24 protein-coding genes and 1 tRNA gene are annotated in these 26,977 nt (G+C 58.5%); 14 read left to right on the top strand and 11 right to left on the bottom strand.

Going from position 1 to position 26,977, the window contains the following annotated elements; genetic code table 11:
• Positions 1-2: 2 nt before the first annotated feature.
• From AAGW23_RS21775 to AAGW23_RS21760, 4 genes are all read right to left on the bottom strand, one after another.
• Positions 3-74, bottom strand: a tRNA-Gln gene (locus AAGW23_RS21775).
• Between the two features lie 14 nt (positions 75-88).
• On the bottom strand, positions 89-949 hold the full coding sequence (gene ispE / locus AAGW23_RS21770; protein ID WP_342408320.1) for a 4-(cytidine 5'-diphospho)-2-C-methyl-D-erythritol kinase: 861 nt from the start codon (positions 947-949) through the stop codon (positions 89-91).
• Positions 949-1,569: a lipoprotein insertase outer membrane protein LolB gene (gene lolB, locus AAGW23_RS21765; protein WP_342408319.1), complete on the bottom strand. Its 621-nt coding sequence runs from the start codon at positions 1,567-1,569 to the stop codon at positions 949-951. The genes ispE and lolB overlap by 1 nt, the downstream gene beginning before the upstream one ends.
• 3 nt (positions 1,570-1,572) lie before the next feature.
• Complete coding sequence (locus AAGW23_RS21760) at positions 1,573-3,300, bottom strand: tetratricopeptide repeat protein (RefSeq protein WP_342408318.1); 1,728 nt, start codon at positions 3,298-3,300, stop codon at positions 1,573-1,575.
• A gap of 182 nt (positions 3,301-3,482) precedes the next feature.
• On the opposite strand from AAGW23_RS21760, the gene hemA reads away from it, so the two are divergent.
• From hemA to AAGW23_RS21730, 6 genes are all read left to right on the top strand, one after another.
• Positions 3,483-4,751 carry a glutamyl-tRNA reductase gene (hemA, locus tag AAGW23_RS21755; protein ID WP_342408317.1) on the top strand — a complete coding sequence of 423 codons (1,269 nt, stop codon included), beginning with the start codon at positions 3,483-3,485 and terminating at the stop codon, positions 4,749-4,751.
• On the top strand, positions 4,748-5,830 hold the full coding sequence (gene prfA, locus AAGW23_RS21750) for a peptide chain release factor 1 (RefSeq protein WP_342408316.1): 1,083 nt from the start codon (positions 4,748-4,750) through the stop codon (positions 5,828-5,830). The genes hemA and prfA overlap by 4 nt, the downstream gene beginning before the upstream one ends.
• Positions 5,831-5,900: 70 nt before the next feature.
• Complete coding sequence (gene prmC / locus AAGW23_RS21745) at positions 5,901-6,728, top strand: peptide chain release factor N(5)-glutamine methyltransferase (protein WP_342408315.1); 828 nt, start codon at positions 5,901-5,903, stop codon at positions 6,726-6,728.
• A gap of 19 nt (positions 6,729-6,747) precedes the next feature.
• Entirely contained in the window at positions 6,748-7,503 is a 756-nt protein-coding gene (locus tag AAGW23_RS21740; protein ID WP_342408314.1) for a molybdopterin-synthase adenylyltransferase MoeB, read from the top strand.
• Positions 7,484-8,287 carry a glutamate racemase gene (gene murI / locus AAGW23_RS21735; protein WP_425540850.1) on the top strand — a complete coding sequence of 268 codons (804 nt, stop codon included), beginning with the start codon at positions 7,484-7,486 and terminating at the stop codon, positions 8,285-8,287. Before AAGW23_RS21740 ends, murI begins: the two co-directional genes overlap by 20 nt.
• Positions 8,288-8,371: 84 nt before the next feature.
• On the top strand, positions 8,372-8,890 hold the full coding sequence (locus AAGW23_RS21730) for an acyloxyacyl hydrolase (RefSeq protein WP_342408312.1): 519 nt from the start codon (positions 8,372-8,374) through the stop codon (positions 8,888-8,890).
• A gap of 32 nt (positions 8,891-8,922) precedes the next feature.
• Here AAGW23_RS21730 and AAGW23_RS21725 read toward each other — a convergent pair whose 3' ends face one another.
• The 3 genes from AAGW23_RS21725 to upp form a co-directional block, all read right to left on the bottom strand.
• On the bottom strand, positions 8,923-9,240 hold the full coding sequence (locus AAGW23_RS21725) for a YkgJ family cysteine cluster protein (protein ID WP_342408311.1): 318 nt from the start codon (positions 9,238-9,240) through the stop codon (positions 8,923-8,925).
• A gap of 91 nt (positions 9,241-9,331) precedes the next feature.
• Entirely contained in the window at positions 9,332-10,594 is a 1,263-nt protein-coding gene (locus tag AAGW23_RS21720) for a uracil-xanthine permease family protein (RefSeq protein ID WP_342408310.1), read from the bottom strand.
• Positions 10,595-10,596: 2 nt separating this feature from the next.
• Positions 10,597-11,235: a uracil phosphoribosyltransferase gene (gene upp, locus AAGW23_RS21715; protein ID WP_342408309.1), complete on the bottom strand. Its 639-nt coding sequence runs from the start codon at positions 11,233-11,235 to the stop codon at positions 10,597-10,599.
• Positions 11,236-11,410: 175 nt separating this feature from the next.
• On the opposite strand from upp, the gene AAGW23_RS21710 reads away from it, so the two are divergent.
• From AAGW23_RS21710 to AAGW23_RS21695, 4 genes are all read left to right on the top strand, one after another.
• Entirely contained in the window at positions 11,411-11,968 is a 558-nt protein-coding gene (locus tag AAGW23_RS21710; RefSeq protein ID WP_342408308.1) for a hypoxanthine-guanine phosphoribosyltransferase, read from the top strand.
• 485 nt (positions 11,969-12,453) lie between these two features.
• Positions 12,454-14,322: a DUF1302 domain-containing protein gene (locus AAGW23_RS21705; RefSeq protein ID WP_342408307.1), complete on the top strand. Its 1,869-nt coding sequence runs from the start codon at positions 12,454-12,456 to the stop codon at positions 14,320-14,322.
• A gap of 108 nt (positions 14,323-14,430) precedes the next feature.
• Complete coding sequence (locus AAGW23_RS21700) at positions 14,431-15,792, top strand: DUF1329 domain-containing protein (RefSeq protein ID WP_342408306.1); 1,362 nt, start codon at positions 14,431-14,433, stop codon at positions 15,790-15,792.
• 275 nt (positions 15,793-16,067) lie between these two features.
• Positions 16,068-18,689 (top strand): LuxR C-terminal-related transcriptional regulator, encoded by a 2,622-nt coding sequence (locus AAGW23_RS21695; protein WP_342408321.1) that lies wholly within the window; start codon positions 16,068-16,070, stop codon positions 18,687-18,689.
• A gap of 141 nt (positions 18,690-18,830) precedes the next feature.
• Here AAGW23_RS21695 and AAGW23_RS21690 read toward each other — a convergent pair whose 3' ends face one another.
• The 4 genes from AAGW23_RS21690 to AAGW23_RS21675 form a co-directional block, all read right to left on the bottom strand.
• Positions 18,831-19,100 carry a DUF3509 domain-containing protein gene (locus AAGW23_RS21690; protein WP_342408305.1) on the bottom strand — a complete coding sequence of 90 codons (270 nt, stop codon included), beginning with the start codon at positions 19,098-19,100 and terminating at the stop codon, positions 18,831-18,833.
• A 130-nt stretch (positions 19,101-19,230) separates the two neighbouring features.
• Positions 19,231-19,494 carry a YebG family protein gene (locus AAGW23_RS21685; RefSeq protein WP_342408304.1) on the bottom strand — a complete coding sequence of 88 codons (264 nt, stop codon included), beginning with the start codon at positions 19,492-19,494 and terminating at the stop codon, positions 19,231-19,233.
• Between the two features lie 107 nt (positions 19,495-19,601).
• Entirely contained in the window at positions 19,602-20,066 is a 465-nt protein-coding gene (locus AAGW23_RS21680; protein WP_342408303.1) for a multidrug transporter, read from the bottom strand.
• Positions 20,067-20,197: 131 nt separating this feature from the next.
• Complete coding sequence (locus tag AAGW23_RS21675; protein ID WP_342408302.1) at positions 20,198-20,659, bottom strand: DUF721 domain-containing protein; 462 nt, start codon at positions 20,657-20,659, stop codon at positions 20,198-20,200.
• Between the two features lie 238 nt (positions 20,660-20,897).
• Between AAGW23_RS21675 and secA the strand changes: the two genes are divergently transcribed.
• The 4 genes from secA to ahpC all read left to right on the top strand — a co-directional run bounded on the left by secA (position 20,898) and on the right by ahpC (position 26,739).
• Complete coding sequence (gene secA / locus AAGW23_RS21670) at positions 20,898-23,636, top strand: preprotein translocase subunit SecA (RefSeq protein ID WP_342408301.1); 2,739 nt, start codon at positions 20,898-20,900, stop codon at positions 23,634-23,636.
• A gap of 112 nt (positions 23,637-23,748) precedes the next feature.
• Entirely contained in the window at positions 23,749-24,966 is a 1,218-nt protein-coding gene (gene argJ / locus AAGW23_RS21665) for a bifunctional glutamate N-acetyltransferase/amino-acid acetyltransferase ArgJ (RefSeq protein WP_342408300.1), read from the top strand.
• A gap of 78 nt (positions 24,967-25,044) precedes the next feature.
• Positions 25,045-25,983, top strand: coding sequence for a Nudix family hydrolase (locus tag AAGW23_RS21660; RefSeq protein WP_342408299.1), 939 nt, complete (start codon positions 25,045-25,047; stop codon positions 25,981-25,983).
• Between the two features lie 192 nt (positions 25,984-26,175).
• The gene (gene ahpC, locus AAGW23_RS21655) at positions 26,176-26,739 is read left to right on the top strand and encodes an alkyl hydroperoxide reductase subunit C (protein ID WP_046162591.1); all 564 of its coding nucleotides are present in this window, start codon (positions 26,176-26,178) and stop codon (positions 26,737-26,739) included.
• Positions 26,740-26,977 lie beyond the last annotated feature (238 nt).

Below are 26,977 nucleotides of genomic sequence, written 5' to 3'. Positions count from 1 at the left end.
GGCAGGGGCGGCTGGATTCGAACCAACGCATGCCAGGATCAAAACCTGGTGCCTTACCGCTTGGCGACGCCCCTGTAACGTACAACCTCTAACCACTTGCTTCCTGTGCCAGCTTTGCGAGCTTTCGGTGCAGCATCGAAATATTGCGACCTTGAGCAGTGAATGCTGGTAAATCGGCTGGAAGTTGGCGGCAAACTTTATCAGCCTCACCTTTGTTTGGGAAGCTCCCAAACACACAAGCTCCAGTGCCGGTCATTCTTGCTGGAACAAATTTGTTCAACAAGCTCAAAGCGTTACGAACCTCTGGGTAACGCCTCTCGACTACCGGCTGACAGTCGTTATGACCGCCCCCTGCAAGAAGGCTGCGAACTGTAATGGCCGGGGTATTGCGTGTCAACTCTGGGTCGGAAAATATTTCCGCTGTACTAACAGAGACTTGCGGAGCGACGACAAGGTACCAGGGTTCGCTCAATTCGACTGGCTGCAGGCGTTCACCGACCCCTTCTGCAAAGGCCGCGCGGCCTCTGACAAACACTGGCACGTCGGCGCCCAGCGTCAGGCCGATAGCCGCCAGTCGATCTACGCCAAGGCGAGTCTGCCAGAGGAAATCCAGGCCCAGCAGGGTAGTGGCCGCGTCGGAGCTTCCGCCGCCGATGCCGCCGCCCATGGGCAGGCGCTTGATCAGTTTTATGTCGGCGCCGAGGGTGCAGGCGCTGTGGGTCTGGAGCAGGCGTGCAGCGCGGACGATCAGGTTACTGTCGTGGTCGACGCCGGGAAGGTCCGTGTGCAATCGAATCTGTCCATCGGTTCGAGCTGTAAAGGTCAGCTCGTCACCGTGGTCAAGGAATTGAAACAGCGTTTGCAGCTCATGGTAGCCGTCGGCGCGACGGCCGAGGATATGCAGCATGAGGTTGAGTTTGGCTGGGGCGGGAAGTGTCAGCGCGCGCATCAGTGTCCGAGCTGGCGCGGTTGCCAGTCCTTCACCACCAGGGTGATCTTGAGGTCTCGGCCTGCCAGTTTGATGCGGTTTGGCAGTGGGTATCCATTCTCCTCGGTGTAACTCAGATACTGAACGTCCCAACCATCCTGCTGCAGGCTCGCCAGCCGCCCGTTGGGATCAAGCGCAATGCGGCTGCGGCTATCCGGAGCGGGAAGGCCGCGTACCCAATAGAGCAGGTGGGAAACAGGCAGTTGCCATCCCAGCTGGCTTTCGACCAATGCTTCTGGCGAATCGGCCTCGAAGCGTCCCTGGCCGGCGACTTCCAGTGCCACCGCATCAGGGCGGCCTGTCAGGCGCGTCGCGCCACGCCCCAGTGGACCAGAAAGGCGGATGTCGAAGTAGCCTTGGCGCTGCAGCCAGAACAAGGTGCCGCTGCCTGAATCCTGTGGTGCCTGGATTCCAATCTTGCCGCTGATCTGCCAGCCGTCAATCTCGCTGATGCGGGCTTTATGGGTTTTCCAGTCCTCGGCATTGCCGGGGCCTTCCACTGTTTCTTGCGGGCCAAGACCGGCGCAACCAGCCAGCAGCAGGGCAAAGGTGGAGATCAGCAGGTTACGCATCAGCTTCATGGGTCAGGGTTTCTCCGAGCCTGTCAGGCGTTTGATGGTTTCGCGCAGGAGGACGCTGTCCGGGTTTTCCTTAAGCGCTTTCGCCCAGATGGCGCGCGCTTCGCGCTGCTTGCCAGCAAACCACAGTACTTCGCCAAGGTGAGCGGCGACTTCATGATCGGGAAAGCGTTCAAGCGCCTTGCGCAGCTGGGCTTCTGCCTCCTGCAGATTGCCCAGTCGATAGTTGACCCAGCCAAGCGAGTCGAGAATTGCCGCATCGTCAGGATTGATACGGTAAGCCTGTTCGATCAGCTCGAGTGCTTCCTCATAGCGCTCGGTGCGGTCAGCAAGGGTATAGCCGAGCGCATTGATAGCCATTGCATTGTCGGGCTCGCGCTCGATGATGTAGCGAAGGTCTCGCTCCAGCTGAGCCAGGTCGCCACGCTTCTCCGCAATCATGGCCCGGGTGTAGAGCAGGTTCAGGTCGTCAGGAAATTCATTCAGCGCCTGTTCCGTCAGTTCCCATGCCGCTTCTATCTGCTGCTGCCCGGAGAGTGCTTCCAGCTCAATGAGGTATAGCTGAATAGCGTAGTCAGGCTGCTCGGCACGAGCGCTTGCTAACAGCTGTGACGCTTCATGGTTGCGGCCGAGGGCAAACAGCAGCTCCGCCTGCATCAGTTTCGCTGGCAGGTATTCATTGCCAGGCCCGACCTTGGCGAACGCGGCCAATGCCTGCTCATTTTTGCCTAACTCACGGTACGCGCGACCCAGATTGAAATGCGCGGCGTCCAGATGGCTCCCGCGGTCAATCAGCTCTTCCAGGTAAACGATCGCCTCGCGCCAGGCCTGCGCTTCAAGGCATACCAGCGCCAGTGAGAAGCGCAAGTCATCGTCGCTGGGGTGCTGCTGGACCAGTGTGGCGAATTCGCCCATTGCGTCCTCGAACCGATCCTGCTCCACCAGCAGGCGCGCATAGGTCAAGCGCAAGCGCTTATCTTCGGGATGCAAGCGGAGGCTGTTTTCCAGCAGCGGCATGGCCTCGTTGCCACGCTCCAGAATCTGTAACAGGCGCGCCTGGAGCAAAATCGACGGAATTTCCTGCTCGTTGGACGGTTGCTCCTCAAGCAGCGCGAGTGCTTCTTCCGGGCGAGCATCCTGCTGTAGCAGGACGGCCTTGCCAAATTTCAGTTGGGGATTGTCGGGATGCTTCGCCAGCAACTGGTCGAAGCTCTTGAGCAGACCGCTACGCGTGTCCGGATCAGTTTCAGCGGCGGACAGCGCGAGGAAGTCGAAATGCGTGTCCCCCTGACCCTTGAGCACCTTTTCCATGAACGACAGCGATTCCTCGTAGCGCCCTGCGCGGGCCAACTGAATGGCCGCCGCGCGCTGAGCGTCGAGATTATCCGGTGCATTGTTCGCCCAGATAATCGCCGTATCCAGCGCTGCCTGGTCGGCGCCGAGGTATTCGGCGATACGGAATCCGCGCTCTGCCACGCCGGCATCTTGGGTCGCGTTGGCCTGTTGGACATAACTGCCCAAGGCGATATCGAAGCGGTTGCGCTGGCCGGCCAGCTCTGCCACCAATAATGCATAGAGGGTGTCGCTGCTGAACGAGCCGTACTCGCTTGGACTTTTTGCCGCAGGCTCCGCCATGACTTCCTCGATTGGCGGGCCGCTGTCAGGGGGGCTCTGCATAAAGCTTTGGCAGCCACCGAGAAATAGAGCGGCGCTGATGGCGAGGAGTTTTTTCATAGGAAACTTAGGCTGGTCTGCGGTCGCGGCATGATGACACAAGCCGCCAGGCAAGCACACGGCTCGGGTTTGGCCCAGCGTTTTGTGGGTTTGGTCCGTAACAGACAATGTCTGGCAATGGTTGTTCTGAGGCAGGCGAAGTAGGAGAATCGCGCGCTCCGTTTTCGAATCAGCGATCCTGCATGGCTTTCATCGCGCTTGGCATTAATCACAAGACCGCATCGGTGGACGTGCGCGAGCGTGTGGCGTTCACGCCCGAACAGATGGTGGAGGCGCTGCAGCAGCTGTGTCGTGTCACACCCACGCGTGAAGCCGCTATTCTGTCGACCTGCAATCGCAGCGAGCTTTACCTGGAGCAGGAGCAGCTCGAGGCCGAGACGGTGTTGGCCTGGTTGGCCAACTACCATCGCTTGAGTCTCGATGACCTCAAAGCCTGTGCCTATGTGCACACCGACGACCAGGCCGTGCGGCACATGATGCGTGTGGCCTCCGGCCTGGATTCGATGGTGCTGGGCGAGCCGCAGATTCTCGGGCAGATGAAGTCCGCTTATGCGGTGGCCCGCGAGGCCGGTAGCGTCGGCCCGCTGCTGGGGCGTCTGTTCCAGGCGACCTTTAGTACCGCCAAGACTGTACGTACTGACACTGCCATTGGTGAAAACCCGGTTTCGGTCGCCTTCGCGGCGGTCAGCCTGGCCAAGCAGATCTTCGCCAACCTTGATCGGAGTCAGGCATTGCTGATAGGCGCCGGCGAAACCATCACCCTGGTTGCTCGGCACCTGCACGAGCAGGGCGTTAAGCGCATCGTGGTTGCCAACCGTACCCTCGAACGCGCAAGCGCACTGGCCGAGCAGTTCGGTGCCCATGCCATCTTGCTTGCCGATATCCCGCAGGAGCTCTACAGCAGCGATATCGTCATCAGTTCGACTGCCAGCCAGCTGCCGATTCTAGGCAAGGGTGCGGTTGAGCAGGCGCTGAAGAAGCGCAAGCACAAACCGATGTTCATGGTGGATATTGCGGTGCCTCGCGATATAGAGGCACAGGTCGCCGATCTGGATGACGTCTACCTCTATACCGTCGATGATCTTCATGAGGTGGTCGCGGAGAATCTCAAAAGTCGCCAGGGCGCAGCCCAGGCTGCTGAAGAGCTGGTTGCGGTCGGCACTGACGATTTCATGGCGCGGTTGCGTGAGCTGGCGGCTGTGGATGTCCTCAAGGCCTATCGGCAGCACGCTGAGCGCATTCGTGATGATGAGTTGCTGCGCGCCCAGCGGTTGCTGGCTAATGGCGGCACTGCCGAGGACGCGCTGGCGCAGCTGGCGCGGGGATTGACTAACAAGCTGCTGCACGCCCCCAGCGTTCAGTTGAAAAAACTTTCTGCCGAAGGGCGTGTAGAGGCACTGAGCATCGTCCAGGATCTCTTCGCTCTGCAAGACAGCACGGACAAACCATGAAAGCGTCGCTGCTCAACAAACTCGATACTCTGCAGGACCGCTTCGAAGAGCTGACAGCGTTACTCGGTGACGCTGAAGTGATCAGCGATCAGACCCGTTTTCGCGCCTATTCGCGCGAGTACGCTGAGGTCGAGCCGGTGATCACTGCCTACCGCGAATTTCTCAAGATGCAGTCCGACCTTGAAGGGGCACAGGCACTGCTCAAGGACAATGATCCGGACGTGCGTGAGATGGCCGAAGAAGAGGTTACCGAGGCGCGCGGTAAGCTCGAAGCGATCGAAGCTCGACTGCAGCGCATGCTTCTGCCGAAAGATCCCAAGGATGGGCGTAACGTGTTCCTCGAAATTCGCGCGGGCACTGGCGGCGATGAAGCGGCGATCTTTTCTGGGGATTTGTTTCGTATGTATTCCCGCTACGCCGAACGGCAAGGCTGGCGCGTCGAGATCCTGTCTGAAAGCCCAGGCGAGCACGGCGGCTACAAAGAAGTGATCTCGCGGGTCGAGGGTGAAAACGTCTTCGCCAAACTGAAGTTCGAGTCGGGCGCGCACCGGGTCCAGCGCGTTCCGGAAACCGAGTCTCAGGGGCGTATTCATACCTCGGCCTGCACCGTTGCGGTTCTGCCGGAGCCGGATGAGCAGATCGCGATCGAAATCAACCCGGCCGACCTGCGCGTCGATACCTATCGTGCCTCAGGCGCTGGCGGACAGCACATCAACAAGACTGACTCGGCGGTGCGCATCACTCACATGCCCAGCGGTATCGTCGTCGAATGTCAGGAGGAGCGCTCGCAGCATAAGAACCGTGCGCGCGCCATGTCCTGGCTGGCAGCCAAGCTGCAAGACGTGCAAGACAGCGCAGCGCACAAGGAAATTTCAGATACCCGCAAGCTGCTGGTGGGCTCGGGTGATCGTTCCGAGCGTATTCGGACCTACAACTTCCCGCAGGGTCGCATTACGGATCACCGTATCAACTTGACGCTGTACTCCCTCAACGAGGTGGTCGGCGGGGCCGTGGAGCAGGTAATCGAACCACTGTTGCAGGAATATCAAGCTGATCAGCTTGCCGCGCTGGGTGATTGACAGCTCTTTTCATCGGCGTACCGGCTTGGTTCGCTGACTGCGATACAACTGAGTCCTGGAAACCTCGAGCATGGCGACAATCGACTTCCTGCTGCGTGCCGCTCAATTACCCGATTCGCCGAGTGCCAAGCTCGACGCCGAGTGGCTGCTCGCCGCCGCGCTGGGCAAGGCGCCGAGCTATCTGCGCACCTGGCCTGAGCGCGAAGTGCTGCCCGAAGTCGAGGCCTGCTTTATCGCCCACCTTGAGCGTCGCCGCCTCGGCGAGCCGATAGCATATATTCTGGGACGCCAGGGATTCTGGAGCCTTGAGCTCGAAGTGGCACCGCACACGTTGATTCCACGGCCGGACACCGAATTGCTGGTGGAAACAGCGCTGGCGTTGCTGCCTGCCAGTGCAGCGAGCGTTCTCGATCTGGGTACGGGAACCGGTGCGATTGCCCTGGCGCTTGCCAGTGAACGCCCGGCCTGGCAGGTCACCGGTGTGGATCGCGTCACTGAAGCCGTTTCGCTGGCGGCTCGTAATGCCCAGCGGCTCGGGCTCGGCAATACGGCCTTTCTCGAGAGTTACTGGTTTTCATCAATTACGGGTCAGTGTTTTGAGTTGATCGTCTCCAATCCGCCGTACATCCCTGCCAGTGATCCCCATCTGTCGCTGGGTGACGTGCGTTTCGAGCCGAGCAGTGCGCTGGTGTCGGGGGTTGATGGTTTGGAGGACATTCGCCTGATCATCGCGCAGGCGCCCAGTCACCTGAGTTCACCCGGCTGGTTGGTACTTGAGCACGGTTACGATCAGGCCTCAGCGGTGCGGAACCTGATGAGCGCCGGCGGTTTCGTTGATGTCGCTAGCTGCAGGGACTACGCGGGCCACGAACGTGTCAGCCTCGGGCGGCTGCCATGAACCAAGTGAGGAAATGTGCATGTTGAGCGACGACGAGCTGCTGCGTTACAGCCGGCAGATCTTGCTGAGACAGGTCGATATCGACGGTCAGCTCAAGCTTAAGCAGAGCCGTGTGCTCATTGTCGGGCTTGGCGGGCTCGGCTCACCGGTCGCGCTGTATCTGGCTGCGGCCGGGGTCGGCGAACTGCATCTGGCGGACTTCGATCGGCTCGACCTGACCAATCTGCAGCGTCAGATTGCGCACGACAGCGCGTCGCTGGGCATGCACAAGGTGGATTCGGCAATGGCCCGGCTGTCTGCCCTTAACCCTTTGATCAAGCTGGTGCCGCACCGTGCCGCGATGGATGCCGACACGCTGGGGGCGGCCGTCTCAGCGGTGGATTTGGTGCTGGACTGCACGGATAATTTCGCGGTGCGTGAAGCAGTGAACGCCGCCTGTGTCGCCGCGGTGAAACCGCTGGTGAGCGGCGCAGCTATCCGGCTTGAGGGGCAGCTGTCGGTGTTCGACCCGAGAGTCGAGAGCAGCCCCTGCTATCACTGCCTTTACGGCCATGGCTCCGAGGCCGAGCTGACCTGCAGCGAAGCCGGTGTTCTTGGCCCTGTCGTTGGGATGATCGGCAGTTTGCAGGCGCTTGAAGCGATCAAGCTGCTGGCCGGCTTCGGTGAACCTATGGTTGGCCGGCTGCTGCTGGTAGATGCGCTTTCGAGTCGATTCCGCGAGCTCAAGGTCAAGCGCGACCCGGCTTGCGTCGTCTGTGGCAGCAGCCGTGACTGACAACCGGCCGATAGGGGTTTTCGATTCCGGTGTGGGTGGGCTTTCGGTGCTTCGGGAGATTCGCGCGCGGCTGCCCCATGAGTCGTTGCTGTATGTGGCGGACAGTGGTCACGTTCCCTATGGCGAGAAAAGTCCGGAATTCATCCGCGAGCGCTGCCGGTCCATCGCTGCTTTCCTGCTTGAGCAGGGCGTCAAAGCGCTGGTACTGGCCTGCAATACCGCGACGGCGGCCGGGGTGGCTGACTTGCGAGAGCAGTATCCGCAGCTTCCCGTGGTTGGCATGGAGCCTGCGGTCAAGCCTGCCGCTCGGGCCACCCGCAGCGGGGTGGTTGGGGTGCTGGCAACGACTGGCACGCTGAAGAGCGCTAAGTTTGCAGCGTTGCTTGATCGTTTTGCCAGTGATGTGCGTGTGATTACGCAGCCATGCCCAGGCCTTGTCGAGCGTATCGAGGCAGGAGAGCTCGCTACGCCAGGCACCCGTATGCTGTTGGAAAGCCTGGTTCAGCCCTTGATCCAGCAGGGGTGCGATACGCTGATTCTCGGCTGCACCCACTATCCGTTTGTGAAGCCCTTGTTGCGCGAGATCCTTCCCGCAACGGTCGCTCTGGTCGATACCGGGGCTGCGGTCGCGCGTCATCTCGAAACCCTGTTGGCGGCCAACGGACAGCAAAGCGAAGGCGAGGCGGTGGTGCGCTTCTGGAGCAGCGGCGATCCCCTGCGATTGGCTGGCGTTCTTCCAGTACTTTGGGGTGAAAACGGTACAGTTTCCTACTGTTCTGCTTAGGAACTCCCCGCTGCGCTTGCCCTCTGTACTTAAACAATATTGAAAAAACGAACAGCTTTGCCACTTTCGATAAGGAAATTTCGCATGAACAAATTGATCTCCTTCGCTGCAGTTGCGGCAGTTTCGCTGAGCCACGTGGCTGCAGCCCATGCTCTTGACCTGACGGCTGCGGTTGGGCGTACAGGCGAGTCGACGATGACTTATCGATTGGGGGCGCAGATGGACTTCAATCGTAGCTGGTTCGAGACGGGTGTGGGTCGGCTGACCGGTTATTGGGATGCGGGCTACACCTACTGGGAAGGTGACGAGACCTCAAGCAATCACAGCATTTCACTTGCGCCAGTGTTCGTGTACGAGTTCAGCACGGGATCGGTAAAACCTTACCTGGAAGCGGGTATCGGCATCGCGGCTTTCGAAAACACCGAAATAGAAAACAACGATCTTGGATCCTCCTTTCAGTTCGAGGATCGGTTCGGTGCTGGTCTGCGTTTCGCTGGCGGACAGGAGATAGGGTTACGGGCTATTCACTATTCCAACGCTGGCATCAAGGACCCCAATGACGGCGTCGAAACTTACGCGCTGCACTATCGGGCCTCGTTCTGACCGCTCGATCATGAAGCTGATGGCGTAAGCCGTCAGCCGTCCAGATACGCACGTGCTGAGCCTTTGCGCTCCTCCAGGCAGTCATCCGAGCCCAGCTCGAACTCTCGACAGATAAGCGGGCGGCGACTGTAGATGGTGCAGCGCATGCTGTCCCGGTCCAGCGCCGCGCACCAACCGTCGCCCAGACGGCGCATGATTTGGCCGCCCCAATCGTCTTCATCGATGAAGCGTTCCGGGACGCCGGTGTCGGTCAGCAGCATGACTTCAAGGCGGCAGCAGCATGCGGCGCAGCTGCTGCAAGTTACTGCTTCGTCAGCCAGTTGGCGGTGGGGGATGGAAGTTTGAGTCATCGCGGCAGTCTACGCGTCTCGCGTCGGGATAGCTGCAAGCCGGGAGCGCCGCGAAAGGGTAAAGCCAGCACGGGCGTACTGGCTCAACGGACTAGCTGTTTTCTTCGATCTGCTTGTTTTTCCAGCCTTCGCCGCCGGGTAGCACCAGATTTAGCAGCAGCGCGATGATGGCGCACAGCGAGATACCGGACAGGCTGAACTCGCCGTAACCGAACGCCATGCCGCCAATACCGAACACCAGCGTGACGGAAACAATGATGAGATTGCGTGCTTCCGCCAGATCCACCTGATGGCGAATCAGCGTGCTCAAGCCAACCACGGCAATCGATCCGAACAGCAGGCAAAGAATGCCGCCCATGACCGGAACCGGGATGCTAAGCAGTCCTGCCCCGAATTTACCGATAAATGCCAGAACGATGGCGAAGACCGCCGCCCAGGTCATGATCTTCGGATTGTAGTTCTTGGTCAGCATCACCGCGCCGGTTACTTCTGCGTAGGTGGTGTTAGGCGGGCCGCCGAACAGGCCAGCGGCCGAAGTGGCCAGGCCGTCGCCGAGTAATGTGCGGTGCAGGCCCGGCTTTTTGATGAAGTTGTTGCCTGTCACGCCACCAATGGCCACTACACCGCCGATGTGTTCGATGGCAGGCGCTAATGCGACCGGTACCATGAACAGAATGGCACCCCAATGAAATTCCGGCGCGACGAAGTTAGGAATAGCCAGCCAGGGTGCCGCCGCGATCCCGGCTGTATCCACGACACCAAACATGAACGACAGGCCGTAGCCCACCGCGACGCCGGCGAGGATTGGCACCAGTCGAAACAGGCCTTTGCCTAGCACCGCCACCAGCAGTGTGGTGAGCAGTGCGGGCATCGAAATCATCATGGCCGTGGCATAAGGGACCAGTTGAGCGCTGCCGTCACCGGCCTTACCCATCGCCATATTGACCGCGACAGGCGATAGGGCGAGGCCAATGGATATGATCACCGGAGCAATCACGACCGGTGGCAGCAGGCGGTCGATGAACCCAGGACCTTTCAAGCGAACCGCAAAGCCAAGGAACATGTAGACGATACCGGCCGCCACCACGCCGCCAAGCACGGCGGGCAGACCGAAGTCTCCTTTGGCCGCGATGATGGGGGCGATGAAGGCGAAACTCGACGCCAGGAATACAGGAACCTGGCGTTTGGTAACCAATTGAAACAACAGTGTGCCGATACCGGCGGTGAACAGCGCGACGTTGGGGTCCATCCCGGTAATCAGCGGCATCAGCACCAGTGCGCCAAACGCGACGAACAGCATCTGGGCGCCGGCTAGTACCTGGCGCGCGAGCGGCTCTTCCAAGGGGTGAGGCATGCTCAGATGTCCTTCTGCTTGGTGCCGAAGATCTTATCTCCCGCGTCGCCCAGGCCGGGCATGATATAGCCGTTCTCGTCCAGGCGGTCATCAATGGAGGCGGTGTAGATGGTGACGTCCGGATGTGCCTTCTCGACGGCCTCAATGCCTTCCGGTGCGGCGACCAGAACCAGTGCGCTGATTTCCTTGCAGCCTGCCTTTTTGAGCATATCGATGGCGGCAACCATTGATCCGCCGGTGGCGAGCATCGGATCGATGATCATCGCCAGGCGCTGATCAAGGTCGTCAACCAGACGCTCCAGATAGGTGTGCGCCTGCAGAGTTTCCTCATTGCGTGCAATGCCGACCGCGCTGACTTTGGCGCCTGGAATCAAGCTGAGCACGCCATCCAGCATGCCGATGCCCGCACGAAGAATCGGTACAACGGTGATTTTTTTGCCGGAAATCTTTTCGACCTGGACTGGACCGCACCAGCCATCAATGCTGTAGTTTTCCAGCGGCAGGTCCCGAGTCGCTTCATACGTCAGAATCGAGCCCACTTCCTGCGCTAATTCGCGGAAATTCTTGGTGCTGATATCGGCACGGCGCATCAGCCCAAGTTTGTGGCGAATAAGCGGGTGGCGGATCTCTCGAATGGTCATGGCTGGCTCCGGCGGTCGAATAAACCGGCGTAGATTAATGCATCGACGTGTTACCGGCTATTGATGTGTAGGAGAGGGCTTGCCCTGCGCCTGGCCGCATCGGTATCGTCGCGCCCCTTGATTTAGGGGTGGCCGTCCGGGCTGCTTCATCTTCTAACTGTCCTGGAGCATCGCCATGTCCGTCGATCTAGCACACATCCGCCAGATTATGGCTGAAGCCGACTGTCTGTACCCCGACGCCGCAGTTGAAGCGGCGATCGACGCGGTGGCCGCGAAAATCAACGCTGAGCTGGGCGCCCGCAACCCTGTGGTGTTCTGTGTGATGAACGGTGGGCTGATCTTCTCCGGCAAGCTGGTGACCAAGCTGAATTTCCCGCTCGAGCTCTCCTATCTCCATGCGACACGTTATCGCAACGAAACGAGCGGTGGAGAGCTGTTCTGGAAGGCCAAGCCAGAAATCTCGTTCATGGATCGTGATGTTCTGATCATCGACGACATCCTCGACGAGGGGCATACGCTAGGCGCGATCATAGATTTCTGCAGGCATGCCGGCGCGGCCGCTGTGCATACAGCGGTGCTGGTCGATAAGGACCATCAGCGCAAGGCTCGCCCAGATCTGAAGGCAGATTATGTTGGGCTAAGCTGTGTTGATCGCTACGTGTTTGGTTACGGTATGGATTACAAGGGTTACTGGCGCAACGCACCAGGCATCTACGCTGTTAAAGGCATGTAAGGTATAGCGTCATCGCACGGGCTGTATCGCTAGGCCCGTGCGCTTTCCTCTCACATCGCGACGACTCCCAGATTCCCTGCATCAATACGCCCGCCATCTGTTTCGTTTCGCCTCACGCGTTACGCTTTGGTAACGCTCCTGTGCATCACTCTCTGCCCGAATGTTGAGACTGTATTGCACGCGCGCCCGCCCGAGGTTTAGTTATCGAGCAGGCAACGGCTAGTCGCGCGCAGCTCTGACAATTTTCTCGCGAAAGGTGTCGCAACTGCTCTATATAGAGGCTTGCGTCTGTATTGCTGGCGGCTAAGCTCTCGGATAGCCTCATAAGCGCCTGCGCTGCGGACAGCCCTGTATGCGGCTGAAAACCAATGCTGGTAAGGCTATTCATACTTAAGGATTACAGAGCAAATCAAACCTTAGTGCGCTTAACCCTCAACCTCCGTGTGGGTAGGGTGAACGTACTTCGAACCAACCAGGAGCGCCTCATGACAAAAACAACAAGGCAAGGAATCTTCCAGCCCAAAACCCTGGCCCTCGCGGTCGCTTTGGGCATTGCGTCACCCGCTTATGCTGTCACGTTCAATATTGGGGAAGTGGAGGGCCAGCTAGATTCTGCAATGTCCATTGGCGCCAGCTGGTCAACTACTGATCGAGACATGGATCTTGTGGGGGTTGCAAATGGCGGCACCGGATATACACAGACCGGCGACGACGGCCGACTGAATTTTAAAAAGGGCGAGACCTTTTCGAAAATCTTCAAAGGCATCCATGACCTTGAGCTGCGGTATGGAGACAGCGGCGCGTTTATCCGGGGCAAATACTGGTACGACTTCGAACTCAAGGATGAAAGCCGTCTCTTCAAAGACATCAGTGACAGCAATCGTAAGGAAGCTGCGCAATCCTCTGGTGCTCAGATTCTTGATGCGTTCCTCTATCACAACTACTACCTAGGCGACCTCCCAGGTACTGTTCGCCTTGGTAAGCAAGTTGTCAGCTGGGGTGAAAGCACGTTCATTGGTAACTCGATCAACTCGATCAACCCGCTTGACGCCGCGGCGTTTCGCCGGCCTGGAGCTGAAATCAAGGAAGGGCTGATTCCGGTCAACATGCTCTACGTATCGCAGAGTCTGAGTGATCGGCTCAGTATGGAGGCGTTTTACCAGCTGGAATGGGATCAAACGATCATCGACAACTGTGGGACGTTTTTCGCTAGCAATGATGTAGCTGCTGATGGTTGCGATGATAACTACACTGTTCTGTCAGCCGCTCAGCGTGACGCAATCATTGGCGCTGGTGTGAGTATTGAGCAACTGAATGCAGCCTTTGGGACAAACTATGCTGGGCTGGATGATCTGGGGATCACCGTTGGGCCAGAAGGCGTAACCATTCCTAGGGGCGGCGACCGGGACGCGCGTGACTCCGGTCAATATGGTTTTGCCTTCCGCTGGCTGGGCGATACGGCTGAATACGGCGCCTATTTCATGAATTACCACAGCCGTACGCCGACGGTGGGCTACAAGAACGCATCGGCCGCTGAAATTGGCGCTCTGCTTGGCTTGCTTGGCACGCCATCGCCTGCTCCGGGTCTGCCGGCGGGCGCCGCATTCGGCGCACTGGCATCGCCCGCTCTGCTGAGCAACGGTGAGTATTTCCTTGAGTATCCTGAAGACATTCGACTATACGGTGCTAGCTTCGCGACGACGCTCCCTACGGGTACTGCGTGGTCGGGTGAAATCAGTTATAGGCCCAACCTGCCGGTGTCGCTCAACTCGACCTATACCACAGGCCTGCTTGCGACGGGCATCGGCGGTGCCATCGCTACGGGTAACGTGGCTGGTGCTCTAGGGCAAGCCGGTGTGGAGCATAAAGGGTACAACCGCAAGGAAGTGACCCAGGTCCAAACAACCTTTACACACTTTTTTGATCAAGTGCTGGGCGCCGGACGAGTCACTGTTGTCGGTGAAATTGGCTACGCGCATGTCGGCGGACTCGAAAGCAAAAGCGAGCTTCGCTACGGTCGTGACTCCATTTATGGGCTGGATACGCCGGAATACGGCAATGACGGTTTCGTCACCGCCAATTCCTGGGGCTACCGGCTGCGCGCTCTGGCGGACTACAGCAACGTATTTGCTGGCGTAAACCTCACACCAAACGTGTCCTTCTCTCACGACGTGGATGGCTATGGCCCGAACGGCCTGTTCAACGAAGGCTCAAAGGCGGTGAGCGTTGGCGTCGATGCGGTTTACCAAAACCGTTATACAGCCAGCCTGTCCTATACCGATTTTTTCGGTGGCGACTACAACACGCTGGTTGATCGCGACTTTCTTGCCCTCAGCATGGGTGTGAACTTCTAAGGAGGCTATTTCAGTAACGCCGTACGGAGCTCTTCCGAGAGCTCCGCTACGCGCCAGTCTACATACAAGGCCTCCGGCCAAAACAAGATCAAGAGGAACTGGAAGCGTATGAAAACAACAAAAAAATTATTCAGTGTCTTGGCTTTCTCGCTGCTGGCAAGCAGTGTGATGGCTGCAGTATCCCCTGAGGAAGCCGCAAAGCTCGGCAATACATTGACTCCACTTGGTGCCGAGAAGGCGGGCAACGCCGAAGGGACAATTCCGGCCTGGACAGGCGGTCTGTCCACCGACGCTGCTCCGCTGGATAACGGCCATCTGACCAATCCTTTCAAAGGCGAACAGCCCGAGTTTGTCATCACCGCTCAGAACGTCGACCAGTACAAGGACAAGCTCACGGCAGGCCAGCAGGCCATGTTCAAGCGCTATCCTGAAACTTACAAAATTCGCGTTTTCCCGACTCACCGCAGTGCTGCCGTACCAGATCGAATCTACGAAGCGGCCAAAATCAGTGCGTTGAAAACCGAGCTGGTGGACGGTGGTAACGGTATCGCCAATTTTTCTGATAGTCGCTACTACGCGTTCCCCATTCCTAAGAATGGTCTGGAAGTCGTTTGGAACCACATCACCCGCTATCGTGGCGGCAATGTAAAACGCAACATTGTGCAAGCCACACCTCAAACAAATGGCAGTTACACGTTGGTGCACTTCGAAGACGAAGTGGCATTCCCAAGCGATATGTCCGATCTGGATGCTGAGCGTGCCAAGAACGCATTGCTGTTTTTCAAACAACGTGTAACGGCCCCGTCGCGTCTTGCTGGTAACGTCCTGCTGGTTCATGACTCGCTGGATCAGGTGAAGGATCCTCGCCAAGCCTGGATTTACAACGCCGGTCAGCGTCGCGTGCGGCGTGCACCACAGGTGGCCTATGATGGTCCGGGCACGGCGGCAGACGGTATGCGGACTACCGACAACTTCGACATGTTTAGCGGTGCTCCCGATCGCTACGACTGGAAGCTGGTTGGTAAGAAGGAGCTGTACATCCCCTACAACAGTTATGAAATCAACTCTAGTGACGTGAAGTACAGCGACGTTCTGAAGGCTGGACACGTGAATCAGGATCTGGCGCGCTACGAGCTGCATCGTGTCTGGGAGATTGAAGCCAACCTGAAAGAGGGCGAGCGCAATATTTACGCCAAGCGCCGCTTCTTTGTTGATGAAGACACATGGACCATCGTGCAATCAGAGCTTTATGACGGCCGTGGCCAACTGTGGCGTGTCGGTGAGGCGCATATGCTGCAGTACTACCAGCACAAAGTGCCGGCCTATGCCTTCGAGGCGCTATACGACATTATCTCCGGTCGTTACATCGCTATCGGTCTGAGTAACGAAGAACCGGCGCACGAGTTCGGTTACAAAGCGTCGGCCCGTGACTTTACGCCTGCTGCACTGCGTAATGCCGGGGTGCGCTAATTAGGTAGCATCTGTATGGTGAATAAGGCGGCCAATTGGCCGCCTTTTTTATTTGTGGGTCAGCGGGCAGTGATACTTTTCAGCCACTAGAGAGCTCGGTATCCATCCAGTCAGGGCGGTATGCTCGTAGGGTGAGTCGACAAAAGATCCGCAATCGTGCAGGTTATTACGGCGGATGCGCCTCGATAAAAACACGTCGACTGCCCGGAGTGGGTGCTGACGACAGCGCTCAACGCGCTCCTCAATGGATTGATACGAATAAGAGAAACCTCGCTATGTCCGTACGCTTCAACCCTGGTGCCCTCAGCACAGAAGCCGCCGCGCAGGTTCAAATTGCGACTATCCCGCGGCTCCCGCCGCTGCATATACCAAGGCCTCGACTCGTCGATGCTTTATTAGATGCCCCTTGCCGACTGCGCTTGATCTGCGCACCTGCCGGTTTCGGCAAGAGCGTGCTGATGAACGAGTGCGCGCGGCTGGTACCTGCCGATACGCATCTCGTCTGGCTTGATCTAGGCGGCAGAGGTTTCTCTGCGGAAGCTCTCTATTTCCAACTGCGTCGGGTATTGAGCCGCACAAATGAGGAGAGCGGTGACGTTCAGCAAGACCTCATAGATCTACTGAATGGTTTTACGCGACCGCTTTGGATCATGTTGGATGATTATCCGCGGGAGGTAACAGCGACTTTGGACGCCTGTCTCGACTTGCTTATCGAGAGGGGACCCGAATCCGTCAGCTGGTGGGTAAGCAGTCGCCGGCAGCCCGCTTGGAAGCTGCCCAGGCTATTGTTGCAGGGTGACTTATTCGAACTGGAGGCCGAAGCGTTGGCGCTGACTGCCAGTGAACTCCGGTTATTGCTCAAAGCGCACCGCTTGGAGCTCGCCGATGACACATTCAAGCAATTGATGTCGGGCACCGAGGGGTGGCTGGCCGGTGTCAGCTTGCTGTTATTGAATGCTGATGAGCAGGCGGTTCGTGAGCGATTGATCGCTGGTACTTCACTGTTACGGGACTACGTGCAGCGCGAAGTACTTGAGGGGCAGAGCGAGGATGTTTGCCGCGCACTTTTCGCGTTGGCGCGCATGCCGCGCTTTTCATCGCAGTTGTGTGAGCACGTCCTCGACGGCATAGGAAGCGATCTTCTCGATGTGCTCAAAACGTCCCAGCTGTTTATCCGCCAGACCGACAACTGTGGTGAATGGTACCGCCTGTGGCGGCCGCTGGCGTTGATGTTGCGTCGCATACCCGGGGTAGCATCTCCCACCCAAACGCACCTGCGTGCCTGCCAGTGGTTTGCCAATCGAGGTGAAATGCGCGAGGCGGTGGAGCATGCGCTGTGGGCGGGGCAGCCAGAAGTCGCAGCCAACTTCCTGCAGCGCTACGGGCAGGAGCAATTGCTCATCGGCGACAACGTTTCGCACTTCATGAAGTGGCGCAGTGAACTGCCGCAAGACTTGTTCAACAGTACGACCCGGTTGATCGTGCTGCACGGCTGGGCTTTGATCATCTCTGCTCGTTTGGATGAAGTGGATGATTGCCTCGCCGATCTGGCGAAGTTTTTTCCTCAGCCCGATGCAAGGCGCCAGGCGCAGCTACTTGCTCAGTGGCAAGCTTTGCGGGGTTTTCTAGCCCGTTTACGAGGTGAGCCGGAGGCTAGGGATTACTGCCTTCAGGCCCTGGAAGTCCTTTCTGATCACGCTTGGGCCCAACGGGTGCTTTGTTATCAGGCGTTATCTCAACAGGCGATAGCCGAAAGCCAGCTCGAATTGGCCCAGCATTACAACAGCGAAGGCATGAAGCTTGCGCGGCTTAAGGGCAGCGTACTGTATGAAGCGATGCTGAGCGTCGATCGAATTCAGCTGCTTGAAATCACCGGCGAGTTCGAGCGAGCCGTTGGGGTTCTCGAAGAGTCTTTGATGGTGCTACGCGACGGTGTCGGCCACAGCCCGATTATTGGTCGGCTAAAGCTGCTGCGGGGCCATCTGCTCGCCTATCAGGGGCTCGATGAGCCGGCCTGCGAAGCGTATCAGCAAGGTCGAGCCGAGACCGAAACCTGCGGCGATTCGTACGTATTTTTCGGCTATGCAGGGCTGGCGGAGCTGGCGGCTCGCAGTCAGGAATTCCCTTCGGCTTACCATTGGTTGCGAGAGGCCGAGCGGTTGGCTCAGTGGCGACATGTGCCGGAAGCGCGTTTCCGCGGCATTCTGCCATTGATTACGGGCGTGACCTGGTTGCATCAAGGGCAGCTGAAGAAAGCCAGGGCCATATTCGTACAGGTGTTGGCGCTCTACGATGGTCACACCTACATTGCACCGTCCGGTTTTTACGAGTTGCTTCCGAGGGTTCATCGCTATCTTGCGGTCATCGACATACTGTCCGGCCGTGGCTCGCTGGCCATCGACACATTGCGCGAACTGATCGACCAGAACCTCCGTTCTCAACGGTTGGGCCTGGCCTGCGAGTGTCGTTTCACGCTGGCCGAAGCGCTTCAAGTGGATGGCCAGCATGACGAAGCAGAACTGGAGTTGCGCAAAGCGCTCGCTGAGGCAGCGAGACAGCATCTGGTCAAGCCGCTTTACGAATTGCAGCATCGTCAGCCGCAATGGCTTGCTAGCATGTTGCCCGCTGGCAAGGGAGAAAGTCTGCGTGATCGATTGTTGCAATTTGAGCGAGAACCAGAAGAGAGCGCCGCTTCAGGCGATGAAATCAGCCTAAGCAATCGCGAGCTCACTGTCCTGCGTCTCATCGCCCAGGGATGTTCGAACCAAGAGATCGCCGAGCAACTGTTTATTTCGCTGCATACGGTCAAGACTCACGCGCGGCGAATCAACACCAAACTCGGTGTAGCCAGGCGTACGCAGGCGGTGGCGCGCGCCAAGGCTTTGGCCTGGCTTTAATTGATCAGCAGCGGCAGACCTACATAAGGGGCAGGGCTGACGACGGGCGCAGCCTGCCGCTGCACGGGCAGGGAAGTTGGCATTTTTCTAGCTGTGTCAGAGGATCGGCGGCGCAAAGACTACCGGCGATAAGGTTGGCCCTTACTGCGCTGCAGAATGCGAATGCTTGGTCAATCGATAGGAGGTGGTCTGCCCGCCTCGTTCGATGGCGAGGCTGAATTGGAGACTGGTAATCAGGCGCTCCAGCTGCTGCTGGTCCCGCCATTGGCTGGAACTGATGAAGCGCTTTACCGCCACGCCCATCGTGTCGGTCAGCGTCAGCAGAATACTTCCGTCGGGTTTCTGAATACTGAAATTGACGTTGTAGTCTGGCTGAAACACATCACTGATTTTCTTGAATGGACTGTCCATGCCGGTTCCTGATTGGATGACTGCCCCCAATGGACCTGATGCTGTTTAACTAGTTTCGCCCGCTGAGCGTGTTGCCCTGTGGCAAAAGGAAGCACTAGCGGCCTGGGCTAAGCATAGCGCTCCGGCACTGTCAGGCCGGTTCGGCGGAAGCCGGCAGCTCCTGCAGTACTTCCGGATTGTTTTTAAAGGCCTTGGCAAAGAGGTCACGGTGTCGGGCCATGAAGACGCCAATGTCTTCAGCCTGCTGTTCGCTGAGTGACGGCGTAGCTTTCTGCAGTGCTGCAGCCAAGGCTTCGGCGAGCTCGAGCATTTTGTCGTGACGATCGGCTTCGGCTTTATCCATGAACAGGCGCTCCAGGTCCCGGCTGCTTCGGTACACAACTTCGACGGCCATCTGCCACCTCGGCTCAATTGGAAGAAATACTGTTTATCTATACAGTATAGGCTGACTGGCGCAGTTTGAAAAGCCTCCGTGTGACGTCTGCATGAGAGCTGTTCAGCTCAGTCAGCGAAGTGCCCTCGAAGCCGCTCGGCGCGAAAGTCGAGGTTGCGGCTGCGGTAGCCCGCGCGCAAGGGTGGTAGCGGGGCACAGGAATGCCAGCGTTGACCGGGTTGCAGGTCGCCTGGGCCGCGGTATTGTGGCGCATCGTAGTTGGAGGTTACCAAGTTGAGGCTTGAGCCGGGCGAGTAGGCGGCTACCTCCCAGCTCAGGCTGCGTAATGGCTTCGGACTATGGTTGTCTAGAATGATGCGCAACGGCTGCCCTGCCGGGCAGCTAGTCGGTGCATACGACATCCGCAGCTCAAGCTGGCCAAGTAGATGTTCTTCACGTTGTTCTTGCCAGATCACCCAAGCGGCAACCACACCAAGGCCGAGCAGCGCTCCCAAAGAAATCGGCACCGCTCGAAGTGGATACCGAATCAGTAAGATCAGCCAGGCGGCGACTAGAAACGCGCCGATCAGCATGATGAGCGGCCGCGCGAATGGTTAGCCATTGAAACCTCTTTTTTTCAGCGTGATCCGGCACACATGCTAACGCCGGCTGGCACAGGGTGCGACTTTCAGATGTCGGCATGTGGCCGTGTAGTGGACGCACGTCAGGCATCATGGTCGGGGCGGGCGTGGCTGGCGAGTCGCTCGAGCGCGGCCCTGAGCTTGGGATCCGTTATGCCACGAGCGGTTTCCTGGATATTGTCTGCTGCTCGCGCCGACAGTTCTGGCGCGGGTCCGGGCTTGTGTCGCGGTGTTTCCGGGGGCTGAACCTTGAACTGAATACGGCTCAAGCCGTTGAATTCGTCCATGCATTGCAGCTGACGTAGTAAGCGCCGTTGTTGATAGCGCAGTCGCGTTGCCCAGTGGCTGTCGGTAACGATCAATAGCAGGGTTCCTTCGCGCCATGAGGCGACACGGCAAAACTCCCGTGCCGCGGGCTGCAGTTGGCTATCGACCAGTTGCTGCAGGCGATCCAGCCGCCTCGCCTCGCCAAACAGCGCTTTTAGTGGTTTGGCCTCGCGCAGCAGCGCCGCGGACGCTCGGGCCGGCAAAGGGCGAAACGACATGGCTGACGCTCGTAACTGGAGGGCCGACATGTTAACAGAAGCAGCATTAGCAATCTGATCGACGCATCGTCGGCTAAACCTGCGGTCGAATCGTCTGATTCCTGGCGCCATTGGCTGGCTCGCCTGCGCAGTAGGCACCTTTCCTCTCGAACGTTTCCGAGTAGAATGCTCCCTTTGCACGAAGCCGTGGTGGCCCTGCGGCCGTGCCTCCATCCCCAGCATGGAAGTCTTTGTCGATATGTTTGCGCCTTTAATGAAGAAGCTCTTTGGTAGCAAGAATGAGCGTGAGGTCAAGCGCATGCTCAAGGCGGTTCAATCCGTCAATGCGCTCGAAGAGCAGATGCTCTCTCTCTCCGACGAGCAATTGCGGAGCAAGACCGAAGAGTTCAAAGCTCGCCTGGGCCAAGGCGAGACCCTCGATCAAATTCTTCCCGAAGCCTTTGCCGTTTGCCGCGAAGCCGGCAAACGCGTTATGGGGATGCGCCACTTCGACGTGCAGCTGATCGGTGGCATGACGCTTCACGAAGGCAAAATTGCCGAAATGCGTACCGGTGAAGGCAAGACGTTGGTTGCGACCTTGGCCGTATACCTCAACGCACTCGCCGGCAAAGGTGTTCATGTTGTAACGGTGAACGATTACCTCGCGCGTCGCGATGCCAACTGGATGCGTCCTCTGTACGAATTTTTGGGCTTGACGGTGGGTATCGTCACCCCTTTCCAGCCGCCGGAAGAGAAGCGCGCGGCGTACGCGGCCGATATCACATACGGCACGAACAACGAGTTCGGTTTCGACTACCTGCGCGACAACATGGCATTCAGCCTGGAAGAAAAGAACCAGCGCGAACTCAATTTCGCGGTCATCGACGAAGTCGACTCGATCCTCATCGACGAAGCCCGCACGCCACTGATCATCTCCGGCCAGGCCGAAGACAGTTCCAAGCTCTATCAGCAAATCAACCAGCTGATTCCTCTGCTCAAACAGCACATTGAAGAGGAAGAGGGTGTCGTTACTCAGGAAGGCCACTTCTCGATCGACGAGAAGACACGTCAGGTCGAGCTGAACGAGTCTGGCCACCAGTTTGTTGAGGAAATGCTGACCAAGGCAGGGCTGCTCGCCGAGGGCGAGAGTCTGTATTCGGCCCACAACCTCGGTTTGCTGACCCATGTGTATTCCAGTCTGCGTGCGCACAAGCTGTTCCACCGCAACGTTGAGTACATTGTCCAGAACAACCAGGTGCTGTTGATTGACGAGCACACCGGTCGGACCATGCCGGGCCGTCGTCTCTCCGAGGGGCTGCATCAAGCCATCGAGGCAAAGGAAGGGCTGCCGATCCAGCCGGAAAGCCAGACCCTTGCGTCGACCACCTTCCAGAACTACTTCCGTCTGTACAAAAAGCTGTCGGGCATGACCGGTACTGCAGACACCGAAGCATTCGAGTTCATGCAGATCTACAACCTGCCGGTGATGGTGATTCCTACCAACAAGCCGCTGGCACGCAAGGATTACAACGACCTGGTCTACCTGACCCAGGAAGAGAAATTCGCTGCCATCATCGCGGACATCAAGGATTGCCAGAACAACGGCCGTCCTGTGCTGGTGGGCACCGCGACCATTGAGACATCGGAATATGTCTCACGCTTGCTGGTCAGCGAAGGCATCGAGCACAAGGTGCTCAATGCCAAGCATCACGACAAGGAAGCCGAGATCATTGCCCAGGCAGGACGCCCAGGTGCGGTCACGATCGCGACCAACATGGCAGGCCGAGGTACCGACATCCTGCTCGGCGGCAATTGGGAAGTTGAAGTTGCGGCGCTCGATAATCCTTCGGACGATCAGGTCGCTCAAATCAAATCAGACTGGCAGAAGCGCCATCAGGCCGTACTCGAGGCGGGTGGCCTGCATGTGATCGCGTCTGAGCGCCACGAGTCGCGTCGTATCGACAACCAGCTGCGTGGCCGCGCCGGGCGTCAGGGGGATGCCGGCTCGAGCCGTTTCTACCTGTCGCTGGAAGACAGTCTGATGCGCATCTTCGCCTCTGATCGGGTGAAGAACTTCATGAAGGCGCTGGGCATGGAGTCAGGTGAGGCGATTGAGCATCGCATGGTGACCAATGCCATTGAAAAGGCCCAGCGCAAGGTCGAAGGCCGCAACTTCGATATGCGTAAGCAGCTCCTCGAATATGACGATGTCGCCAACGAGCAGCGCAAGGTGATCTATCACATGCGCAACAGTTTGCTGGCCGCCGAAGAAATCGGCGAAACCATAGCCGAATTCCGCCGCGAGGCGCTCGATTACGCCATCAACCAGCACATTCCGCCGCAGTCGTTGCCCGAACAATGGGACATCAGTGGCCTGGAAGCGGTGCTCTACAGCGATTTCGGAGTGCGGCTGCCGGTCCAGCAGTGGCTTGACGAAGACGAGAAACTGTATGAGGAGACGCTGCGCGAGCGCATCCTCGAAGCACTGATAGCGGCCTACAACGAGAAGGAAGAATTGGCTGGCGCCGAGGCGCTGCGAACCTTCGAGAAGCAGATTGTGCTTCGTGTGCTGGACGACTTGTGGAAGGACCACCTTTCGACGATGGACCATCTGCGTCACGGTATTCATCTGCGTGGCTACGCCCAGAAAAACCCGAAGCAAGAATACAAGCGTGAGTCCTTCACGCTGTTCCAGGAGCTGCTCGAGTCCATCAAGCGCGACAGCATTCGGGTTCTATCCCACGTGCAGGTCCGTCGCGAAGACCCCGCCGAGGAGGAGCAGCGTTTGCGCCGCGAGGCCGAGGAACTGGCGCAGCGTATGCAATTCCAGCATGCCGAGGTTTCGGCGCTGGAAGCCGACCAAGAGGAACCCGAGGCTGAGGGCGATGTAGCAGCCGCTGTGGCCCCGGCGCGTACCGAGCAGAAGATCGGGCGCAACGAACCCTGCCCTTGTGGGTCAGGTAAGAAATACAAGCATTGCCACGGACAGGTCCAGTAAACGGATCCGCCTGTTGTGACCCGCGCCGCGACCGGCTCTAGCCGCTCGCGGCCTTTTTATCCCTGATTTTCGGTGGCCGTAGGCCATCTATTCCTTCTTAAGGAGCGCATCAATGGCTGTCGGTCTTGGTCCCCTACCTACACTGCACCCGGTTGCCGGATTTGAGCTTGGTATTGCTTCGGCGGGTATCAAGCGACCTGGACGCAAGGATGTCGTCGTGATGCGTTGTGCCGAAGGCTCGACGGTTGCGGGTGTGTTTACCCTCAATGCCTTTTGCGCCGCGCCGGTAATTCTTGCGAAGCAGCGAGCTCAAGGAACAGTACGTTACCTGCTAACTAATACCGGAAACGCCAACGCCGGCACCGGCGAGCCTGGCATGCAGGCTGCGATCCGCAGTTGTGCCAGTTTGGCCGCCCTGGCCGGGGTCGAAGCCGAAGCGATCCTGCCGTTCTCGACTGGCGTCATCGGTGAGTTGCTGCCCGTTGAGAAGATCGAGGCGGCGCTTCCTGCCGCGTTGGCCGACCTGGATGAAAACCACTGGGCCGAAGCCGCCACCGGCATCATGACCACCGATACGCTGCCCAAGGGTGCGAGCCGTCAATTCGAGCATGAAGGCGTGACGGTCACAGTCACCGGCATCTCCAAAGGCGCCGGCATGATCCGTCCCAACATGGCGACCATGCTGGGTTACATCGCTACCGATGCGAAGGTCGCTCAGTCGATTTTGCAGGATCTGCTACGGGACGCAGCCAACAAGTCGTTCAACCGTATCACCATCGACGGAGACACCTCGACCAACGACTGCTGCATGCTTATCGCTACCGGCAAGGCTGACGTCGTGGAGATCACGGAGGCTAGCGGGGAGCTGTTCACCAAGCTCAAACAGGCGGTTTTTGAAGTCAGCATGGAGGTGGCGCAATCCATTGTGCGTGACGGCGAAGGCGCGACCAAATTCGTCACCGTTCAGGTCAACGGTGGTGGTAACCATCAGGAGTGTCTGGACGTCGGCTATGCCGTCGCGCATTCGCCGCTGATCAAGACGGCACTGTTCGCCTCCGACCCTAACTGGGGACGTATTCTGGCCGCGGTTGGTCGTGCAGGTGTTCCCGATCTGGATGTGAGCAAGATCGATGTCTATCTGGGGGGCGCGTGCATCGCCAGCCAAGGCGGTCGTTCGCCGAGCTACACGGAAGAGCAGGGCACCGCGGTAATGGCTGAGGAAGAGATCGAAATTCGTATCGAACTCGGTCGCGGTGATTGCAGCGAGACGATCTGGACCACAGACCTTTCTCACGAATATGTACGGATCAATGCCGAATACCGCACCTGATCCGCTGGCAGTGACCAGCGTGCGCAAACCGCTGCGACAGGTCCCAGGGGCGCTCAGATCGCCGATTGGTATTCGTAGATGAAACGGCTCCACGTCGCCGCGGGCGTGATCCGTGGCGCTAACGGTCATGTGCTGATCGCCAAGCGCCCCATGGACAAGCACCAGGGCGGCCTCTGGGAATTTCCTGGTGGCAAGGTGGAAGAGGGCGAGAGTGCGGAGTCCGCACTTGCCCGGGAGCTGGCCGAAGAGCTGGGGATTGCCGTAACTGCCGCGAGGCCCCTGATACAGGTACGCCACGATTATCCGGACAAGCAGGTGTTGCTCGACGTCTGGGAAGTGCTTGAGTTTGTCGGCGAGGCGCACGGCGCAGAAGGGCAGCCTCTGGCTTGGGTCGCGGCAGAGGATTTGCCGCGTTATGACTTTCCGGCGGCGAACCGGCCAATCATCGCTGCGGCTCGTTTGCCGAAGTCGTATCTGATTACCCCGGACCGCTTGGCGCCACAGCAATTGCTAAGCGGATTGGCGCTCGCGCTTGATGCGGGGACTCGGCTGCTGCAGTTACGCTGCCCCTCTCTACCTGATGCCGAGTATCTGGCGCTGGCGTCTCAAGTACTGGAAATGAGCGCCGGGCGCGCGCAGGTGATGCTTAAAGGGCCATTGGAGTGGGCCGATGATTTTCCGGACGCCGGCTGGCATCTGACGGCCTCGCAGTTGGTTAGGCACGCCGGCGCCGGAAGGCCGATCGAGCCGGGGCGATGGCTTGCTGCGTCATGCCACGACAGGGCCGAGCTGGAGCTGGCAAAGCAGATGGGGGTTGATTTCATCGTGCTCTCGCCGATACTTGCTACGGCCTCGCACCCAGAGGCGACCCCCATGGGGTGGCAGTGCGCCGCTGATCTGCTGCTAGGCTTTGCACAGCCGGCATACCTGCTGGGCGGCCTTGGTCCAAGCGATATGGCAAGGGCTTCGCAGATCGGCGCGCAGGGCGTAGCAGGCGTTAGCGCTTTCTGGCCATAGCGTCAACAGAGCAAAGTCGGTTTAGCAAGTTCGAATTGTCGCCGCCACCAGGTGTCATAGCTGCCGACGCCGGTGAGGATGGTTACGATAGCTTTGGTCTATTGGGCTGATTTCCTCAATCAATTAACCATATCTCGCTGCCTGCGTTATCTTAGGCGACGTTAAATTCTGAATCCCAAAAGGAGTTAGTAGATGTCTCTGATCAATACCCAAGTCCAGCCGTTCAAAGTCAACGCTTTCCACAATGGCAAGTTCATCGAAGTCACCGAAGAGTCCCTGAAGGGCAAGTGGTCGGTGCTGATCTTCATGCCGGCAGCCTTTACCTTCAACTGCCCGACCGAGATCGAAGACGCTGCCAACAGCTATGCCGAATTCCAGAAGGCCGGTACCGAGGTGTACATCGTTACCACCGATACCCACTTCTCTCACAAGGTCTGGCACGAGACTTCCCCTGCTGTCGGTAAAGCCCAGTTCCCGCTGATCGGCGACCCGACTCACCAGCTGACTCGCGCTTTCGGCGTGCACATTGAAGAAGAAGGCCTGGCCCTGCGCGGTACTTTCCTGATCAACCCGGAAGGCGTGATCAAGACCGTTGAGATTCACTCCAACGAAATCGCTCGCGACGTTTCCGAGACCCTGCGCAAGCTGAAGGCTGCTCAGTACACCGCTGCGCATCCAGGCGAAGTTTGCCCAGCCAAGTGGAAAGAAGGCGAAGCCACGTTGGCCCCGTCTCTGGATCTGGTCGGCAAGATCTAAACAGCCGAAAGGCGCTGCGCTCAGCGCAGCGTCCAACGTGCTGTTTTTCGGACGATTCATCAGTCCGAGCTCCAACGCCTGGGCGTGAACCGTCCGGGCGTTTTATTACCTGAATTTCGTAAGAAGGGGATCGCTGCTCATGTTGGACTCCAATCTCAAAACGCAACTGAAAACCTACCTGGAAAAGGTCACCCAGCCGTTCGAGATCGTCGCGTCCCTCGGTGACGGCGCCAAGTCC

The organism is Stutzerimonas chloritidismutans (genome assembly GCF_038562055.1).
Lineage (GTDB): Bacteria > Pseudomonadota > Gammaproteobacteria > Pseudomonadales > Pseudomonadaceae > Stutzerimonas > Stutzerimonas chloritidismutans_A.
This window is presented reverse-complemented; position numbering and strand designations above follow the sequence as displayed.

Excerpts from the sequence above, each read along its gene's own strand:
- ispE (WP_342408320.1), bottom strand. The coding sequence starts at position 949 with ATGCGCGCGCTGACACTTCCCGCCCCAGCCAAACTCAACCTCATGCTG.
- lolB (WP_342408319.1), bottom strand. The coding sequence starts at position 1,569 with ATGAAGCTGATGCGTAACCTGCTGATCTCCACCTTTGCCCTGCTGCTG.
- AAGW23_RS21760 (WP_342408318.1), bottom strand. The coding sequence starts at position 3,300 with ATGAAAAAACTCCTCGCCATCAGCGCCGCTCTATTTCTCGGTGGCTGC.
- hemA (WP_342408317.1), top strand. The coding sequence starts at position 3,483 with ATGGCTTTCATCGCGCTTGGCATTAATCACAAGACCGCATCGGTGGAC.
- prfA (WP_342408316.1), top strand. The coding sequence starts at position 4,748 with ATGAAAGCGTCGCTGCTCAACAAACTCGATACTCTGCAGGACCGCTTC.
- prmC (WP_342408315.1), top strand. The coding sequence starts at position 5,901 with ATGGCGACAATCGACTTCCTGCTGCGTGCCGCTCAATTACCCGATTCG.
- AAGW23_RS21740 (WP_342408314.1), top strand. The coding sequence starts at position 6,748 with ATGTTGAGCGACGACGAGCTGCTGCGTTACAGCCGGCAGATCTTGCTG.
- AAGW23_RS21730 (WP_342408312.1), top strand. The coding sequence starts at position 8,372 with ATGAACAAATTGATCTCCTTCGCTGCAGTTGCGGCAGTTTCGCTGAGC.
- AAGW23_RS21725 (WP_342408311.1), bottom strand. The coding sequence starts at position 9,240 with ATGACTCAAACTTCCATCCCCCACCGCCAACTGGCTGACGAAGCAGTA.
- AAGW23_RS21720 (WP_342408310.1), bottom strand. The coding sequence starts at position 10,594 with ATGCCTCACCCCTTGGAAGAGCCGCTCGCGCGCCAGGTACTAGCCGGC.
- upp (WP_342408309.1), bottom strand. The coding sequence starts at position 11,235 with ATGACCATTCGAGAGATCCGCCACCCGCTTATTCGCCACAAACTTGGG.
- AAGW23_RS21710 (WP_342408308.1), top strand. The coding sequence starts at position 11,411 with ATGTCCGTCGATCTAGCACACATCCGCCAGATTATGGCTGAAGCCGAC.
- AAGW23_RS21705 (WP_342408307.1), top strand. The coding sequence starts at position 12,454 with ATGACAAAAACAACAAGGCAAGGAATCTTCCAGCCCAAAACCCTGGCC.
- AAGW23_RS21700 (WP_342408306.1), top strand. The coding sequence starts at position 14,431 with ATGAAAACAACAAAAAAATTATTCAGTGTCTTGGCTTTCTCGCTGCTG.
- AAGW23_RS21695 (WP_342408321.1), top strand. The coding sequence starts at position 16,068 with ATGTCCGTACGCTTCAACCCTGGTGCCCTCAGCACAGAAGCCGCCGCG.
- AAGW23_RS21690 (WP_342408305.1), bottom strand. The coding sequence starts at position 19,100 with ATGGACAGTCCATTCAAGAAAATCAGTGATGTGTTTCAGCCAGACTAC.
- AAGW23_RS21685 (WP_342408304.1), bottom strand. The coding sequence starts at position 19,494 with ATGGCCGTCGAAGTTGTGTACCGAAGCAGCCGGGACCTGGAGCGCCTG.
- AAGW23_RS21680 (WP_342408303.1), bottom strand. The coding sequence starts at position 20,066 with ATGCTGATCGGCGCGTTTCTAGTCGCCGCCTGGCTGATCTTACTGATT.
- AAGW23_RS21675 (WP_342408302.1), bottom strand. The coding sequence starts at position 20,659 with ATGTCGTTTCGCCCTTTGCCGGCCCGAGCGTCCGCGGCGCTGCTGCGC.
- secA (WP_342408301.1), top strand. The coding sequence starts at position 20,898 with ATGTTTGCGCCTTTAATGAAGAAGCTCTTTGGTAGCAAGAATGAGCGT.
- argJ (WP_342408300.1), top strand. The coding sequence starts at position 23,749 with ATGGCTGTCGGTCTTGGTCCCCTACCTACACTGCACCCGGTTGCCGGA.
- AAGW23_RS21660 (WP_342408299.1), top strand. The coding sequence starts at position 25,045 with ATGAAACGGCTCCACGTCGCCGCGGGCGTGATCCGTGGCGCTAACGGT.
- ahpC (WP_046162591.1), top strand. The coding sequence starts at position 26,176 with ATGTCTCTGATCAATACCCAAGTCCAGCCGTTCAAAGTCAACGCTTTC.